13 protein-coding genes and 1 pseudogene are annotated in these 16589 nt (G+C 65.5%); 8 read left to right on the top strand and 6 right to left on the bottom strand.

What is annotated here, in order from left to right; translation table 11 throughout:
• The first annotated feature begins 7 nt into the window (after positions 1-7).
• Both MSIMFI_RS12845 and greA read left to right on the top strand, forming a co-directional pair.
• Positions 8-430, top strand: coding sequence for a DUF4307 domain-containing protein (locus tag MSIMFI_RS12845; RefSeq protein WP_390633147.1), 423 nt, complete (start codon positions 8-10; stop codon positions 428-430).
• Positions 431-650: 220 nt separating this feature from the next.
• Positions 651-1145 carry a transcription elongation factor GreA gene (greA, locus tag MSIMFI_RS12840; RefSeq protein WP_186244298.1) on the top strand — a complete coding sequence of 165 codons (495 nt, stop codon included), beginning with the start codon at positions 651-653 and terminating at the stop codon, positions 1143-1145.
• A 32-nt stretch (positions 1146-1177) separates the two neighbouring features.
• On the opposite strand, the gene MSIMFI_RS12835 is transcribed toward greA, so the two are convergent.
• The 4 genes and pseudogenes from MSIMFI_RS12835 to MSIMFI_RS12820 form a co-directional block, all read right to left on the bottom strand.
• Complete coding sequence (locus tag MSIMFI_RS12835; RefSeq protein ID WP_191497486.1) at positions 1178-2347, bottom strand: cystathionine gamma-synthase; 1170 nt, start codon at positions 2345-2347, stop codon at positions 1178-1180.
• Positions 2348-2431: 84 nt separating this feature from the next.
• Positions 2432-3221 (bottom strand): annotated as a pseudogene (locus MSIMFI_RS12830) (RDD family protein).
• 78 nt (positions 3222-3299) lie between these two features.
• Positions 3300-4694: a cystathionine beta-synthase gene (locus MSIMFI_RS12825; protein ID WP_191497485.1), complete on the bottom strand. Its 1395-nt coding sequence runs from the start codon at positions 4692-4694 to the stop codon at positions 3300-3302.
• A gap of 58 nt (positions 4695-4752) precedes the next feature.
• Positions 4753-5820: an alpha/beta hydrolase gene (locus MSIMFI_RS12820; RefSeq protein WP_191497484.1), complete on the bottom strand. Its 1068-nt coding sequence runs from the start codon at positions 5818-5820 to the stop codon at positions 4753-4755.
• A gap of 243 nt (positions 5821-6063) precedes the next feature.
• On the opposite strand from MSIMFI_RS12820, the gene MSIMFI_RS12815 reads away from it, so the two are divergent.
• The gene (locus tag MSIMFI_RS12815; protein WP_191498169.1) at positions 6064-7020 is read left to right on the top strand and encodes an SGNH/GDSL hydrolase family protein; all 957 of its coding nucleotides are present in this window, start codon (positions 6064-6066) and stop codon (positions 7018-7020) included.
• Between the two features lie 101 nt (positions 7021-7121).
• Entirely contained in the window at positions 7122-8348 is a 1227-nt protein-coding gene (locus MSIMFI_RS12810; RefSeq protein ID WP_191497483.1) for an acetyl-CoA C-acetyltransferase, read from the top strand.
• Positions 8349-8401: 53 nt separating this feature from the next.
• Here MSIMFI_RS12810 and MSIMFI_RS12805 read toward each other — a convergent pair whose 3' ends face one another.
• Entirely contained in the window at positions 8402-9256 is an 855-nt protein-coding gene (locus MSIMFI_RS12805; RefSeq protein ID WP_191498168.1) for an endonuclease domain-containing protein, read from the bottom strand.
• A 141-nt stretch (positions 9257-9397) separates the two neighbouring features.
• Complete coding sequence (locus MSIMFI_RS12800; RefSeq protein ID WP_186244304.1) at positions 9398-10222, bottom strand: Bax inhibitor-1/YccA family protein; 825 nt, start codon at positions 10220-10222, stop codon at positions 9398-9400.
• 272 nt (positions 10223-10494) lie between these two features.
• Between MSIMFI_RS12800 and MSIMFI_RS12795 the strand changes: the two genes are divergently transcribed.
• The 4 genes from MSIMFI_RS12795 (at position 10495) to MSIMFI_RS12780 (ending at position 16585) form a co-directional block, all read left to right on the top strand.
• A complete protein-coding gene (locus MSIMFI_RS12795) occupies positions 10495-11532 on the top strand; it encodes an enoyl-CoA hydratase/isomerase family protein (protein ID WP_186245919.1) in 1038 nt (345 codons plus the stop codon).
• 12 nt (positions 11533-11544) lie between these two features.
• Positions 11545-12318, top strand: coding sequence for an enoyl-CoA hydratase (locus tag MSIMFI_RS12790; RefSeq protein WP_186244305.1), 774 nt, complete (start codon positions 11545-11547; stop codon positions 12316-12318).
• Positions 12315-14069, top strand: a complete 1755-nt coding sequence (locus MSIMFI_RS12785) for an alpha/beta hydrolase (protein WP_191497482.1) — start codon at positions 12315-12317, stop codon at positions 14067-14069. Before MSIMFI_RS12790 ends, MSIMFI_RS12785 begins: the two co-directional genes overlap by 4 nt.
• A 503-nt stretch (positions 14070-14572) precedes the next feature.
• The gene (locus tag MSIMFI_RS12780; RefSeq protein WP_191497481.1) at positions 14573-16585 is read left to right on the top strand and encodes a PE family protein; all 2013 of its coding nucleotides are present in this window, start codon (positions 14573-14575) and stop codon (positions 16583-16585) included.
• The last annotated feature ends 4 nt before the right edge of the window (positions 16586-16589 follow it).

Here is a 16589-nt window from a genome sequence, read left to right as displayed (position 1 = left end):
TCCAGGCGTGACTCAACCTCCCATCCCGCGCTACGGCAGGGCTCGACTGTCGCGGAAAGCACAGCGTCGTGTCGTCATCGGCCTTGCGGCGTTGGCCGTGGCGGCCGGCATCGCCATCGCCGTCGTCGGCTACCTACGGATCGGCACCAGCGCCGTCACCGGTTCCCTGGCCGCCTATCAACTGATCGACAACGAGACGGCATCGGTGACGATCAGCGTGACGCGAGCCGACCCGTCACGACCGGTGCATTGCATCGTGCGGGTTCGGTCCAAAGACGGCAGCGAGACAGGCCGACGGGAACTGTTGGTTCCGCCGGCCAACCAGGCGACCGTGCAAGTGACGACAACGGTGAAATCCTCCCAACCGCCGGTGATGGCGGACGTATATGGCTGTGGCACAGATGTGCCTGACTACCTGCGTTCGCCCTGACCGCGCACAAACGCGCCAACTGCAGATACGGAGTTATCAACCGTTTGCGCAGTGGTAACATAGGTGAATGCACGGTCCTGACCGGGACCGTGTATTGCTGCATTAATGGCCGTGAGAAGAACGGAGAGGCAGCACCCGGGGCGGGACCCGCATGCTCGCACCAGCGGGATCATAAGACTTGCGCGAGTACGCGAAACGACAACACAAGGAGCACGACGAGATGACGGATACTCAGGTGACCTGGTTGACCCAGGAGTCACATGACCGACTCAAGGCCGAGCTCGACCAATTGATCGCCAATCGTCCGATCATCGCCGCCGAAATCAACGACCGCCGCGAGGAGGGCGACCTCCGCGAGAACGGCGGATACCACGCCGCCCGCGAGGAGCAAGGACAGCAGGAGGCACGTATCCGCCAGCTGCAGGACCTGCTCAACAACGCCAAGGTCGGCGAAGCGCCCAAGCAGTCCGGCGTCGCCCTGCCAGGTTCGGTGGTCAAGGTCTACTACAACGGTGACAAGACCGACACCGAGACTTTCCTCATCGCCACTCGCCAGGAGGGCGTCAACGACGGCAAGCTCGAGGTCTACTCGCCGAACTCACCGCTGGGTGGCGCGCTGATCGACGCCAAGGTGGGCGAGACCCGTAGCTACACGGTGCCCAACGGCAACACCGTGCAGGTCACGCTGGTCAGCGCCGAGCCGTACCACTCCTGAGTACGCGCGTTCTCCGCGCGAACAGACGCAAACTAGGCGAGCGCCTGCTTGAGGTCGGCGAGCAGGTCATCGACATCCTCGATACCGACCGAAAGCCGCACCAGGTCGTCGGGCACCTCGAGTTGGGACCCCGCCGTCGATGCGTGCGTCATAGCGCTGGGATGTTCGATCAGTGACTCCACCCCGCCCAGCGACTCAGCCAAAATGAAAACCTTGGTGTTGGCGCACAGCTCCTCGGCGGCGCGCCGCCCGCCTTGCATCCGCACCGAGACCATGCCGCCGAAGCCTCGCATCTGCCGCGCCGCGACATCGTGCCCAGGGTGACTGGGCAGACCCGGATACAGCACTGCGCTCACTGATGGATGTCCAGCCAGGAATTCCGCTATGGCGTAAGCGTTTTCGCTGTGCCGCTGCATCCTGAGCACCAATGTCTTGAGGCCACGCATGGTCAGGTAGGCGTCGAACGGGCCAGGCACCGCACCGGCCCCGTTCTGCAGGAACGCGAAAGCCTCGTCTAGCTCTTCGTCGTTGGTAATCAGCGCGCCGCCGACGACGTCGGAGTGGCCACCGATGTACTTGGTGGTCGAGTGCAACACCACATCGGCGCCGAGCGTCAACGGCTGCTGCAGTGCGGGCGAGGCAAAGGTGTTGTCCACCAACACCTTTGCGGAGCTATCGGCGCCCAGCTGGGCAATGCGCGCGATATCGGCGATCGACAGCAGCGGATTGGTCGGTGTTTCCACCCAAATCAGCCGGGTACGCGGTGTGATTGCGGCTCGCACCGCGTCCAGATCACTAAGCGGCACCGGTGTGTACTCGATACCCCACTGGGTGAACACCTTGTCTATCAACCGAAACGTGCCGCCGTACGCGTCATTCGGAATGACCACGTGATCCCCGGGTCGTAAGACTGCCCGCAGAGCGCAGTCGGTGGCGGCCATCCCGGAACTGAACGCACGCGCGAAAGTGCCCTCCTCGACGGCGGCCAGCGAGGCTTCCAATGCGGCCCGGGTTGGGTTGCCGGTGCGTGCGTATTCGAAGCCGCCGCGCAGACCGCCGACCCCGTCTTGGGCGAACGTGCTGCTGGCATAGATCGGCGCGTTGACGGCGCCGGTCGCCGGATCCGGGCGGTAGCCCGCATGGATGGCCTTAGTAGCCAGGCCGGAGATTCCGTGGTGTCCCTTGCGGTCTGACGCGCTCATCGACGACCAGCCTAATAGCGAACGCCACCCCGGCCGCCAAGCGGCGACCGGGGTGGCGCTGTGCTATTTCCGGTTATTGCCGGTCTAGAGCGGCAAGCAGACCGTCGTCATGATCTTGTCGGCCAGAGTCTGCCGCTTGGCATCCCACAACGGCCACAGGAACCCGACGTAGCAGATGACCGCATCGACGAAGTGCGCGAGCTGTCGTACCACCGACATTCCGAAACCCAACGGCTGTCCGGTGTTCTCGCTGACCACCTTGAATTTCAATATCGACTTGCCGATGCTCGATCCCGTGGTGCCCTGGCGGTAGCCCCAGTTCCAGATCCAGTACGCGAGTATCAGCAGCGACGCCAGCCCCTGCGCCAAGACGCCAATGATCGAGTCCTGCGAGTAGCAGTACTGGCTTACGTCGTACTGGTTGACGCTGGTGACACACGACGACTGCTGCGTAACCAGCGCAATCACCCAACCAATGCCGTAGACGACAACGATTGGGGCGCTGTCGATAAGGAAAGCCAGCACCCGGGTGATCCAGGGTGTGTAGGACTCCGACGGCATTTCGCGGATCGCTGGACCGGGCGGCGGCGGCGCGTAGCCACCAGCCGACGGAGGGGGCGGCGGTGGGTAACCCCCCTCGGGCGGTGGCGGCGGCGGGGGGTGGACCGCGCCTCTGATGATGCGCGGCAGGTGGCGGGGGGGGGGAGCGGGGGCGGGGGGGGGGGGGGGGGGGGGGGGGGGGCGGCGGGTAGCCGCCGCTGGGGCCTGACGGAGGCGGCGGCGGCCGGTAACCAGACGGAGGCTCATTTCCACCGGGCGGTCCGGGAGGCGGGGGTGGGGGGTAAGACCCGCCGGGCGGCGGCTGATCGGTCATGCGCAACCCTTCCACTGAGGATTTGCTGAACTGGGCGGCCCTACAGTACCTGAGGTCCACGTTTGAACCCTGTCCCGGTCAGCGGCGACGCGTCCCTTCCGACAGAAAGCCCAACAAGTCGTAGCGGGTAATTACCCCGATCGGTTTGCCTTCCTCGACCACCATCAACGCGTCCCAGTCACGCAAGGCTTTCCCGGCCGCACTGACCAACTCGCCGGCTCCGATCATCCGCAACGGCGGGCTCATGTGTTGCGATACCGCGTCCGCCAAGTTGGCGCGGCCCTCGAAGACGGCGGAGAGCAGTTCGCGTTCCGAGACGCTGCCCGCGACCTCGCCGGCCATCACCGGTGGTTCGGCGCCGACGACCGGCATCTGCGAAACCCCGTACTCGCGCAAAATCCCGATGGCGTCGCGCACGGTCTCCGAGGGATGGGTGTGTACCAGATCCGGTAGTGCTCCGGACTTGCGGCGCAACACATCTCCGACCGTGGACTGTTCCGCCGATCCGTCGAGCCGGCTGCGCAGGAACCCGTACGACGACATCCACGCATCGTTGAAGATTTTCGACATGTAGCCGCGGCCACCGTCGGGAAGCAGGACGACGATCAGCGCGTCGGGACCGGCTTGCTCGGCGACCTTCAGCGCCGCCACTACCGCCATCCCGCAGGACCCGCCGACGAGCATCGCTTCTTCGCGGGCCAGCCGCCTGGTCATGTCGAAGGAGTCCGAGTCGGAGACAGCGATGATCTCGTCGGGCACCGAGGGGTCGTAGGCTGCCGGCCAGAAGTCCTCACCGACCCCCTCGACCAGGTATGGCCGGCCGCTGCCGCCCGAATACACCGATCCCTCGGGGTCGGCGCCGATGATGCGTACTCGGCCACCGGATACCTCTTTGAGGTAGCGGCCCGCGCCGGTGATCGTGCCGCCGGTGCCGATGCCGGCAACGAAGTGGGTGACCTTGCCGTCGGTATCAGCCCAAATCTCCGGGCCGGTGGTTGCGTAGTGGCTCGCCGGTCCTTCCGGGTTGGCGTACTGGTCGGGCTTCCAGGCACCGTCAATTTCTCGGACCAATCGGTCGGACACGCTGTAGTAGCTGTCCGGGTCGTCGGGCGGCACCGCCGTCGGACACACGACTACCTCAGCGCCGTAGGCACGCAACACATTCCGCTTGTCCTCACTGACCTTGTCCGGGCAGACGAACACACACTTGTAGCCGCGATGCTGTGCGACCAACGCAAGCCCGACACCGGTGTTTCCTGATGTGGGTTCCACGATGGTGCCGCCCGGCTTCAGCAGCCCGCTGGCCTCGGCGGCATCGATCATCTTGACCGCGATCCGGTCCTTCGCACTGCCGCCGGGGTTGAGATATTCGACCTTGGCGGCCACGGTGCCGGCCCCGTCGGGGACGACTGAGTTCAGCCGAACCAGGGGCGTGCCGCCGATGAGGTCACTGATGTGCTGCGCGATCCGCATGCGCTTATGGTCTCAGGCGATTTCGCACTGTGCATATTCGCGGTCCGCGGACCGCGGCTCAGCCGGTGGCCTCGCGGATGTACTCGCCGATCTGACGCAATGAGCGGATAGCCTCGGGCACCATCGGTGCGGCGACCTGAAAGTCGTGCACCTGACCCGGCCAGACACGTACCTCGGCCGGTACACCGGCCGCCGCGAGTTTGCGTGCGGCCAGCTGCGCGTCGTGCAGCAATACCTCGGATCCCGATACATGGAACAGCATCCGGGGCAGACCCGGTTCGATGTGCTCCAAAGGCTCGTAAATCTCCTCCGGCTTACCGTCGACTTGGTTCTTGGCGGCCGCGCTAGCAACTAAAGCGGTGAGCGCGTCGAACACCCTCGAGGGGAACATCGCGTCGGTCTTGATGTTGGGATGCGCTTGCTTGTGCTCCTTTGCCAGCTGCAGCAGTGGCGAGATCGCTACCAGAGCCGCGGGTTCCTCACCCTGGCGCTGTAAACGTTGCGCGAGGGCGAGCGCGAGGTACCCGCCGGCGGAGTCACCCGCCAGCACTATCTGGTCCGGGTCGTATCCCAGCAGCCTCAGCCATCGGTAGCCATCGTGACAGTCGTCGAGCGCCATCCCGATCGAGTGCTTGGGCATGAGCCGATAGTTGACGACGAGGATGGGAGCGTCAGCGAACTTTGACAGCAACTCAACGAGTCGGCCGTGCGAGTTTGCCCCGCACGTGAGGAATGCCCCGCCGTGCAGGTAGAGAACCACCCGCCGGGTGCCGTCCGCGGGCAGCACACCCGAAGCCCGAACCAGCTGCCCTGAAGCGTTAGGCAGGCTCACCTCGGCTCGAACGGTGGTTGATGCCGGGAGCATGACTCGGGCGGCGTGGTCGACGAGACCCCACGGCCACGGTAGTTGAGGAGCGTAGCTGCCAACCGCCAGAATCGGCCGGATCGTCAGTCGTGACGCCAGCGTAGCTAATCGCGCAGCAATACTCGGACCAGACTCGACGACCTCAACCGGAGCGCCGTCGCTGATGGCGAATCTGCGTGCCTCGAGTCTACGTGCCTTCAGCACATCCCGTGGGCGAATGGCATCTCGAGGTGAACCGGATACCTTATTGGGTGCGGTCATGCTCAACACTTCCTACGCCGTTGTAGTCCGATACAGCATGTGACGAAGTGGCTGAGCGTCTGGTTCACCTGCTCCCCCGAGCGGTCAGCCAACCACGCCGACTTAGCTTGACAGCTTATTTCAGGTGCAACATCCAAAGAGGCCGATTCGATATCACAATTGATCCACAACGTGATCGCATCTTTTGTCAGCTCGCCGCGCAAACAGCGAAGCCGATCTAAACTGATCCGCGTGGGCATGCGCGTGCCGCGGCGTTCGACGATCGCTTTGGCCACAGCGGGTGCACTCGCCTCGACAGGCACTGCCTATCTAGGCGCACGCAACCTGCTGGTCGGCCAGGCGACACATGCGCGCACCGTGATTCCCAGATCCTTCGACGCCCCACCCCGCGCCGACGGCGTGTACGTCCGTGGCGGCGGGCCCGTGCAACGGTGGCAGCGCGGGATGTCCGTCGACCTACACCTGATGATCTTTGGCGACTCGACGGCGACTGGGTACGGCTGCACCACGGCCGAGGAAGTGCCGGGGGTGCTGCTTGCGCGCGGACTCGCCGAACGGACCGGTCAACGCATCCGGCTGAGCACCAAAGCCATCGTCGGCGCCACCTCGAAAGGCGTTGTCGGTCAAGTAGATGCGATGTTGGTAGCAGGGCCGCCGCCGGACGTGGCGGTGATCATGATCGGCGCCAACGACGTCACATCACTCAACGGCGTCGGGCCGTCGGCGCAACGGCTGGCATCGTCGGTGCGAAAGTTGCGCACTCGCGGTGCGGTGGTGGTCGTGGGCACCTGCCCCGACCTCGGTGTGATCACCGCCATACCCCAGCCACTGCGCTCGTTGGCGCACACGCGTGGCGTCCGGCTGGCCCGCGCTCAGGCCGCCGCGGTCAAGGCGGCCGGCGGTGCGCCGGTTCCGCTGGGGCATTTGCTCGCTCCGAACTTCCGGGCCATGCCCGAGCTGATGTTCTCCGCCGACCGTTACCACCCCTCGGGGGCGGCGTATGCCTTGGCGGCCGAGCAGTTGCTGATCGCCCTCCGCGATGAGTTGAGCGAAAAGCTTGGCATTCTAATGCTTGCGGCACCGTCACGGTCGAGCGCATCCGCACCCGGCCGTAGCCGCCAGCGACGCTCCATCGTGTCGCGGCTTTGGCGGCGCCCTGCCGAATCTTCCGAACCCGTCGCCGTACCGGCCGGCGGATAAAGCAACGGGCCGCCCCCGCACCCGAGCGGTACCCCCAGCACGGCTCGCATCGTCGTGGAGTTAGATTCGGCTTCTGCCACACCCCAATGGAGGAAGTCGCCATGCCAGAAGCCGTTATCGTCTCAACTGCCCGTTCACCGATCGGGCGCGCAATGAAAGGGTCGCTGGTCAGCATGCGCCCCGACGATCTGGCAGTCCAAATGGTGCGCGCCGCGCTCGACAAGGTGCCGGCGCTCAACCCGCACCAGATCGACGATCTGATCATGGGCTGCGGCCTGCCCGGCGGCGAGTCCGGATTCAACATCGGCCGCATCGTCGCCGTCGCGTTGGGCTATGACTTCCTGCCGGGTACCACGGTCAACCGATACTGCTCGTCGTCGCTGCAGTCCACCCGGATGGCATTCCACGCGATCAAGGCCGGCGAAGGCGACGCCTTCATATCCGCGGGCGTGGAGACGGTGTCGCGGTTCGGCAAGGGCAATTCCGACTCATGGCCCGACACCAAAAACCCACTTTTCGACGAGGCCCAGGAACGTACGACCGCTGTGGCTTCTGGGGCAGCCGGCTTCGACGAGTGGCACGATCCCCGCGCCGACGGCAACGTGCCCGACATCTACATCGCGATGGGCCAAACCGCTGAAAACGTCGCCATATTGACCGGCATCAGCCGCGAAGACCAGGACCACTGGGGTGTACGCAGTCAGAACCGGGCCGAAGAGGCGATCAAGAACGGGTTCTTCGAACGCGAGATCTGCCCGGTAACGCTGCCCGACGGCACCACGGTCAGCACCGATGATGGCCCACGGCCCGGCACCACCTACGAGAAGGTCGCCGACCTCAAACCGGTGTTCCGGCCGAACGGCACCGTGACCGCGGGCAATGCCTGTCCGCTGAACGACGGTGCCGCCGCGTTGGTGATCACCAGCGACACCAAGGCAAAGGAACTGGGCCTGACGCCACTCGCGCGCATTGTGTCCACCGGTGTCAGCGGCCTCTCGCCGGAGATCATGGGCCTGGGCCCGATCGAGGCCTCCAAGAAGGCACTGGCCAACGCCGGAATGTCGATCAGCGACATCGATCTATTTGAGATCAACGAGGCCTTCGCGGTGCAGGTGCTGGGCTCCGCCCGCGAACTGGGCATCGACGAGGACAAGCTGAACGTCTCGGGTGGCGCTATCGCCCTGGGACATCCGTTTGGCATGACCGGCGCGCGGATCGCCACCACGCTGTTGAACAATCTCACGACTCACGACAAGACGTTCGGCCTGGAAACCATGTGCGTCGGCGGCGGCCAGGGGATGGCGATGGTGATCGAGCGGCTCAGCTAACTTGCCGCGTTGACTCTGCGTCCACGGCGCAAAAATGCGAGTAGCGTGCGCCCTCAGCGCAGAGTCAGCGCGTCCCAGGCATGGCGAACTCGCCGAATCACGTCCGGCGCTCGATGCCGAGCCACCACCCTGATGTGCGTCCAGCCGACACTCACTAGGTACTCCTGCCGCTCGACGTCCTTGGCGAACTGCCACGGATCGGTCCAATGTTGATCGCCGTCATATTCGACCGCCAACAGGATGTTTTCCCAGCCCATGTCGAGGAAGTACCGCGGAAAGCCGTCGGCACCGAGCACGGGGATCTGGGTCCGCGGCTTGGGGAAGCCCGCGTTGATCAATAGCAGCCGCAGCCAGGTTTCCTTCGGCGATTGAGCTCCGGCGTCGACGAGATCCAGCGCCACCTTCAATTGACGCAGGCCGCGCGTATGAGGATGGTCACCAGCCAGCTCTTCGACATCCCGCACCTTGAAGTCGGTGGCCGCGGCAAGTGCGTCAAGGCGAGCAACCGCGTGACCCATCGGTCCGCGTCGGCCGATGTCGAATGCCGTGCGCTCCGGGGTCGTCAGGAAAACACCGTCGAGCAGTTCGAATTCGCCACCCAACAACAGGTCGTTCCGGGTCACGACGCGCCGCGGCGCTCTCGCATTGCGCCAGATCAGTTCGACCGGTGCATTGTCATCGACCCACTTCGCGCCATGTATCGCGGATGCCGCCGCGCCGGCTATCACTGCCTTGCGCTGCGACCAGAGCCAGGCCGCAACCGCGCGTTGTCGCAGCGATGGCTCCACCCGCTTATCCAGGTAGACGTTCGGCATGATCGCGCGGTAGTACCTGCGCAGCTCATGCCGGCTGAGGTCCCCGGCAGCCAGCGCCTCACTGCCGATGAACGGTTGTTGCCCGTATCCCATGGCCGGCATGGTGGCAGCCAGCACCGACACCACCGCTGACTCTGCGTTGAGGGTGAGGAAGTGCGAGTAACCCACACCACTAGCGCAAAGTCAGCACAAGAAAAAGCCGGCACATCCGTGCCGGCTTTTTCGTCGCGGAAGCTAATCGTTCTGCAGATAACTGAGCAGACGCAGGATCTCGATGTACAGCCAGACCAGCGTCACGGTCAGACCCAGAGCGATACCCCATGCGGCCTTCTCCGGCGCGCCGGCGCGGACCATCTGGTCAGCCGCATCGAAGTCGATCAAGAAGCTGAATGCCGCGATCGCGATGCACACCAGGGAGAAGATGATGCCCAGCGGTCCGGGGCTGCGCAGGCCCAAACCCTCGCCGCCACCGACGTTGAACATCGCCAGCACGAAGTTGCCGAGCATCAGCAACAGCACGCCGAACATGGAGGCGATCAGCATGCGGGTGAACTTCGGCGTCACCCGGATGGCCCCCGTCTTATAGACGACGAGCATGCCGAAGAAGACGCCCAGGGTGCCCAGGACGGCTTCCCCGATGAGCACTCCCGCATTGGCGGAACCCACCGAGAAGTTGGCCAAGACGAACGAGACGGCGCCGAGGAAGAGGCCCTCGAGCGCCGCGTAGCTGAGCACTATCGCCGGGTTGTCCTGCTTGCGACCGAAGGTCGCGATCAGCACCAGCGCTAACCCGCCGAGCGCACCGACCATGGTCAGTGGCATCGCGAGTGCAATGTTGCTCGCCACCAGGAAGTAGGAGACGACGGCGGTCGCCGACAACATGGCCAGCGTCAAGCCCGTCTTGGTGACCACATCGTCGATGGTCAGCGGCCGCGCCGCTTTCGTTTCCTGGTAGGGAGCCAGGTAGGGGTCGGCCGGGTACGCTCCAGTGCCGAATTGCGCGTATCCGCCACGCTGCTTGGGCAGCGAGCGAAATACCGGGTTGCTTGTCTCCCGCACCGTCGGATCCTCTCTTAGCTGTGGCTTCGGGCTATGCGAATACCAGCTCAACGATCAATGTCCCGCTCGGGTTCCCAGCGGAGCTGGGCGTTTTCTGGCATTCCCGGACTCGTATACCGTTGTCCGGATAACGATAAACCTTAGCCCCCGCAGGCAGCGCTGAGCGAGTCACGATCTAGATTGCTGGTCAAACTCTTGGCAGCGTCGAGCAAGATCTCAGGACGAATTCCGGCGAGGGGAGCAAGGGCGTGACAGGGGCTGTTTCTGGGGCGGTGACCGGGGAATCCGACGAAGTCCTTACCCGTGTCGAGGGTGGTATCGGCTTTGTGACCCTCAACCGCCCCAAGGCGATCAACTCGCTGAACCAAACGATGGTGGACACGCTGAGCACCGTGCTGCTGCGTTGGGAACGCGACGACGCGGTGCGCGCGGTGGTTCTCTCCGGAGCCGGGGAACGCGGATTGTGCGCCGGCGGCGATGTGGTGGCCGTCTACCACAGTGCCCGCAAGGACGGGGTCGACGCGCGACGGTTCTGGCGCAACGAGTATCTGCTCAACGGCCAGATCGGCCGGTTCACCAAGCCCTACGTGGCGTTGATGGACGGCATCGTGATGGGCGGCGGCGTCGGCGTCAGTGCACACGCCAACACGCGCGTGGTGACCGACACCTCCAAGGTGGCGATGCCTGAAGTCGGCATTGGCTTCGTCCCCGACATCGGTGGGGTTTACCTGCTGTCCCGGGCGCCCGGCAAGCTGGGGCTGCACGCCGCGCTGACCGGAGCGCCGTTTTCCGGCGCCGACGCCATAGCACTGGGATTCGCCGATCACTATGTACCGCACAGCGATCTCGACGCGTTCACCGCGGCGATCGCCGCCGACGGTGTGGAGAGCGCTCTGGCGCACCACGCTATCGAGCCTCCACCGAGTGAGCTTGCCGCACAACGCGCTTGGATCGACGAATGCTATTCGGGTGACACCGTTGTCGACATCGTTGCCAGGCTAGCGGAACACGCGGCACCCGAAGCCAACGATGCCGCCAAGCTGATCGCCACCCGCTCCCCCATCTCGTTGTCGGTGACGTTCGAAGCGGTACGCCGCGCAGCCGAACTCAAGACGCTCGAAGATGTTCTGATCCAGGACTATCGGGTGTCGTCGGCATCGCTGCGCTCACACGACCTAGTGGAAGGCATTCGCGCGCAACTGATCGACAAAGATCGCAATCCGAAATGGTCGCCGGCAACACTGGCCGAGGTCACCGCGGCCGAGGTCGCCGCGTATTTCGCGCCCGTCGACGACGACTTGAGTTTCTAGGGAGGTTAAGCCATGGCGTACGAAACCATTCTGGTCGAGCGCGATCACCGCGTCGGCATCATCACACTGAACCGGCCCAACGCGCTGAACGCGCTCAACAGCCAGGTGATGAACGAAGTCACCAGCGCCGCAACCGAACTGGATGAAGATCCGGGTATCGGCGCGATCATCATCACCGGTTCAGCCAGGGCGTTCGCCGCAGGTGCCGACATCAAGGAAATGGCCGATCTGACGTTCGCCGACGCGTTCGGCGCCGACTTCTTCGCCACCTGGGAAAAACTCGCCGCCGTTCGCACGCCGACGATCGCGGCGGTTGCCGGGCACGCGCTCGGCGGAGGCTGTGAGCTGGCAATGATGTGCGACCTGTTGATCGCCGCGGACACAGCCAGATTCGGCCAGCCAGAGATCAAATTGGGCGTAATGCCTGGCATGGGCGGCTCGCAGCGCCTGACGCGGGCCATCGGCAAGGCGAAGGCAATGGACCTCATTCTGACCGGACGCACCATCGACGCCGTGGAGGCCGAGCGCAGCGGCCTGGTCTCGCGGGTGGTGCCGGCCGACGATTTGATCAGCGAGGCAATGGCGGTTGCGACCACCATTTCGCAGATGTCGCTGTCGGCGACCCGCATGGCCAAGGAGTCCGTCAACCGGGCTTTCGAATCCAGCTTGTCCGAAGGGCTTCTCTACGAGCGCCGGCTGTTCCATTCGACATTCGCTACCGACGACCAATCCGAAGGGATGGCCGCATTCATCGAGAAGCGCCCTCCCAATTTCACCCACCGATGACCGAGCAGGGCGCCGCGACGTCGACCGAAGTCAGCGACGAACCACTAGCCGAAGTAGCGGAATCCGCTGAGCCGCAACCGGTTCGCAGCGCATGGTGGGTGCGCCACTACACATTCACCGGGACAGCGGTTGGCCTCATCTTTCTGTGGCTCTCGATGACACCGTCGCTGCTGCCACGTGGTCCGTTGTACCAGGGACTGGTCAGCGGTATCTCGGGCGCCATCGGCTACGGCCTGGGTGTCTTCGCCGTATGGCTGGTCCGTTACATGCGCACGCAAGATACCAGTCCGCCGCCGCCACGCTGGGCGTGGATACCGCTGGTCGCCGTCGGCGCGGTCGGCATGGTGTTGATGGCGATCTGGTTTCATCTCTGGCAGGACGACGTGCGCAATCTGATGGGCGTCGAGCACCTGGAGTGGTACGACTATCCACTGGCCGGGGCCGTGTCGCTGGTGGTGCTGTTCACGTTGGTCGAGATCGGTAAGTTCATCCGCTGGCTGTTCGGTTTCCTTGTCGCACAGGTCGACCGGATCGCGCCATTCCGCCTCTCGGCAACCATCGTGGTGATCCTGCTGGTGACGCTCACGATCACCCTGCTCAACGGTGTCGTGCTCAAATTCGCGATGCGTTCCATGAATGGCACCTTCGCCTCGGTCAACAACGAGATGGACCCCAATACCGCGCCGCCGAAAACCCCAATGCGATCGGGTGGCCCGCAGTCGCTGGTGTCATGGGAGTCGCTGGGGCATCAGGGCCGAATCTTCGTCGAGGGCGGGCCCAGCGTCCGCCAACTCAGCGCGTTCAACGCGGCCCCGGCGGTCGAGCCGATCCGCGCCTACGCCGGGTTGAATTCCGCGGACGGCATCATCGCGACCGCCGAGCTTGCCGCGCGCGAATTGCAACGCAGCGGCGGCTTGAGCCGTGCCGTCGTCGCGGTCGCGACGACCACCGGGACCGGCTGGATCAACGAAGCCGAAGCCTCGGCGCTGGAGTACATGTACAACGGCAACACCGCGATCGTGAGCATGCAGTATTCCTTCTTGCCGAGCTGGCTGTCGTTCCTGGTGGACAAGGAGAATGCCCGCCACGCCGGTCAGGCGCTCTTCGAGGCCGTCGACAAGCTGATCCGGCAGCTGCCGGAATCCGCGCGGCCCAAGCTGGTCGTGTTCGGCGAGAGCCTCGGATCGTTCGGCGGCGAGGCCCCGTTCATGAACCTCAATAACGTCCTGGCACGCACCGACGGGGCATTGTTCAGCGGGCCGACGTTCAACAACACCATCTGGACGGACTTGACCTCGACTCGCGATGCCGGTTCACCGCAGTGGTTGCCCATCTACGACGACGGCCACAACGTCCGATTCGTCGCCCGCTCAGCCGATTTGCAGCGCCCCGACGTTCCCTGGGGCAGACCGCGAGTGGTGTATTTACAGCACGCCTCCGACCCGATTGCCTGGTGGACAACCGACTTGTTGTTCAGCAAACCGGACTGGCTGCGAGAAAAGCGGGGCTACGACGTCCTGCCCCAGACGCGCTGGATCCCGGTGGTGACCTTCCTGCAGGTCTCTGCCGACATGGCGGTGGCCACCGATGTGCCGGACGGGCATGGCCACCGCTACGTCGCCAACGTCGCCGACGGCTGGGCCGCGGTGCTATCGCCGCCCGGCTGGACACAGGAGAAGACGGAAAGGCTGCGGCCGCTGCTGCACGCCAGCGCGAAGCCACTGGGCTCACCGGGCGATGAATCCGGCTGACTAGCTCACCCCATTGAGCTCGGCCAGCACCCCGGCGGCCACCAGCGCGTGGGACAAACAATGGCTTTGTCTAACTATTAGATAGCGTTGACCGCCAACGAACGTCGATCCGCATATGTCAAATTATTTGACATGCCGAGGATTGGCGCGAACCGTGGTGACGTATCCGCCCTGAATTGCCGATGGCGACGCCAAGTTGCTCGATTGCGTCCGTGCAGGTGACATGTCGCTGGTTACAGCGCGGACCATCGTTGCCGCGGACTCCGAACCTCTTGAGCGCCATGCGATCCGGCGAAAATTCCTATCGCGCATCATCCTTCGCGATCACCGGCCGTGTCGTCCAACCACGCCCAGCGCGGTTGAAAGTCGATTTGTGCAACACAATTCAAAAGACTTGCTAGGCCAACAAAATAAGTGTCGGGAACCCGCTAAAAGGCACCCGGGATCCGGTGTGACGGAGATAACATCACCTCCACGATCACCTATCGCACAAAGGGGGGCCCATGTCGTTCGTACTGGCATCGCCGTTGGAGTTGATGGCCGCGGCAGCCGATATTGCCAACGTTGGTTCGGCGATCAGCGCGGCCAATGCTGCCGCCCTGGCCCCGACAACGGCGCTGGCCGCCGCCGGTGGCGATGAAGTCTCCGCAGCGATCACCGCACTGTTTTCCGCCCACGCCCAGGACTATCAAAAGCTGGGCGCGCAGGCAGCACTGTTTCACGACCAGTTCGTGCAGACGTTGACCGGCGCTGGCGCACGGTATGCCAGTGCCGAGGCAACAAACGTCGAGCAGCAGGTTCTAGGTCTCATCAATGCGCCCACCCAGGCCCTGTTCGGACGCCCGCTGATCGGCAACGGCGCCAACGGGACCGCGGACAATCCCAACGGTGGCGCCGGCGGTTTGTTATACGGCAACGGCGGCAACGGCTTTTCGCAAACCACCGCCGGAGTCACCGGAGGTGCCGGCGGGTCGGCCGGGCTGATCGGAAACGGCGGTAACGGCGGGGCCGGCGGCACCGGCGCCAACGGCGGAGCCGGCGGCAACGGCGGGTGGCTCTACGGCAACGGCGGAAACGGTGGGACTGGCGGGGCCGGGGCCCTCGGCGCGGCAGGCGTAGCCGGTGGCGTAGGCGGCAGCGGCGGCACCGGTGGCGCCACCGGGCTGTTTGGCAATGGCGGAGCCGGCGGCACCGGCGGCGCCGGCGGACAAGGCGGCAACGGCAGCGGCGGCGGTGCCAACGGCGCACAAGGCGGCGACGCCGGCGCTGGCGGCGCCGGCGGCAAGGGCGGCTGGCTCTACGGCCACGGCGGTGCCGGCGGTGACGGCGGAACCGGTGGGCAAGGCGGCATAGGCACTGCCGGCAATAACGCCCAATCCGGCGGCGCTGGCGGCGGCGGAGGCTCCGGCGGTCAAGGCGGCAATGGCGGGTCTTCCGGCTGGCTATTCGGCAACGGCGGCGACGCGGGCAACGGCGGCGGCGCCGGCAACGGCGGGGCCGGTGGCAACGGTGGCACCAGCGGCGGCAATGGCGGTGCCGGTGGAACCGGCGGTGCCGCCGGCGGCGGCGGCAACGGCGGACAAGGCGCTTTACTGTTCGGCCACGGCGGCAACGCCGGCACCGGTGGTGACGGCGGCAACGGCGCCGCCGGCGGCAACGGCGGCGCCAATATCCTCGGCGTTGCTGGTACCGGCGGGGCCGGTGGCGGCGGAGGCAACGCCGGCGCTGGTGGCACGGGTGGGTCCTCCGGCTTGCTGTACGGCAACGGCGGGAGCGGCGGTGCCGGCGGGAACGGCGGCCTTGGCAACGTCGGCGGTAAAGGCGGCGGGGGGCTAACTAACAACGCGGAAGGCGGCAACGGCGGCGGCGGCGGTGTCGGCGGCAACGCCGGCGGCGGGGGCGACGGCGGGTCCTCCGGCTGGCTATTTGGCAGCGGCGGTAATGCCGGCAACGGCGGCAACGCCGGCGGCGGCGGTCAAGGCGGCAGCGGCGGCGACGCGGCCAGTGGGGGCCAGGCTCCCGGTGGCGGCGGTAAAGGCGGTGACACGGGCAATGCCGGCAACGGCGGCAGTGGCGGATCCGCAGGCAGGTTGTTCGGCGACGGCGGCGCCGGCGGTGCCGGCGGGGTTGGCAGCACCGGCGGCGCGGGCGGCAGCGGCGGCATCAACACCACCAGCGGCATCCAAGCCGCCGGGGGTAACGGCGGCAACGGTCACGCAGGGGGTAGCGGCGGCAGCGGCGGAGCGGCCGGCCTGATTGGCGGTGGTGGGGCCGGCGGAGCCGGGGGCCAAGGCAGCCAGGGCGGTTTAGGCACGCCAGTTGGTGGAACCGACGGCAACGGCGGCAAGGGCGGCGACGGCGGCAACGGCGGCGACGCGCAATTGATCGGCGACGGCGGCAACGGCGGCAACGGCGGAACTGGCGGTGCCGGCCAAACTTCCGGGCTCGACGGGGTCGGTGGACTCGGCGGAAGCGGCGGACTGATCTTCGGCAACTCCGGCACAAGCGGGCAATAGCCGG

This window comes from Mycobacterium simulans (assembly GCF_900232995.1).
Classification (GTDB): domain Bacteria; phylum Actinomycetota; class Actinomycetes; order Mycobacteriales; family Mycobacteriaceae; genus Mycobacterium; species Mycobacterium simulans.
The sequence above is the reverse complement of the archived record's forward strand: the minus strand, read 5'-3'. Positions and strand labels throughout refer to the sequence as shown.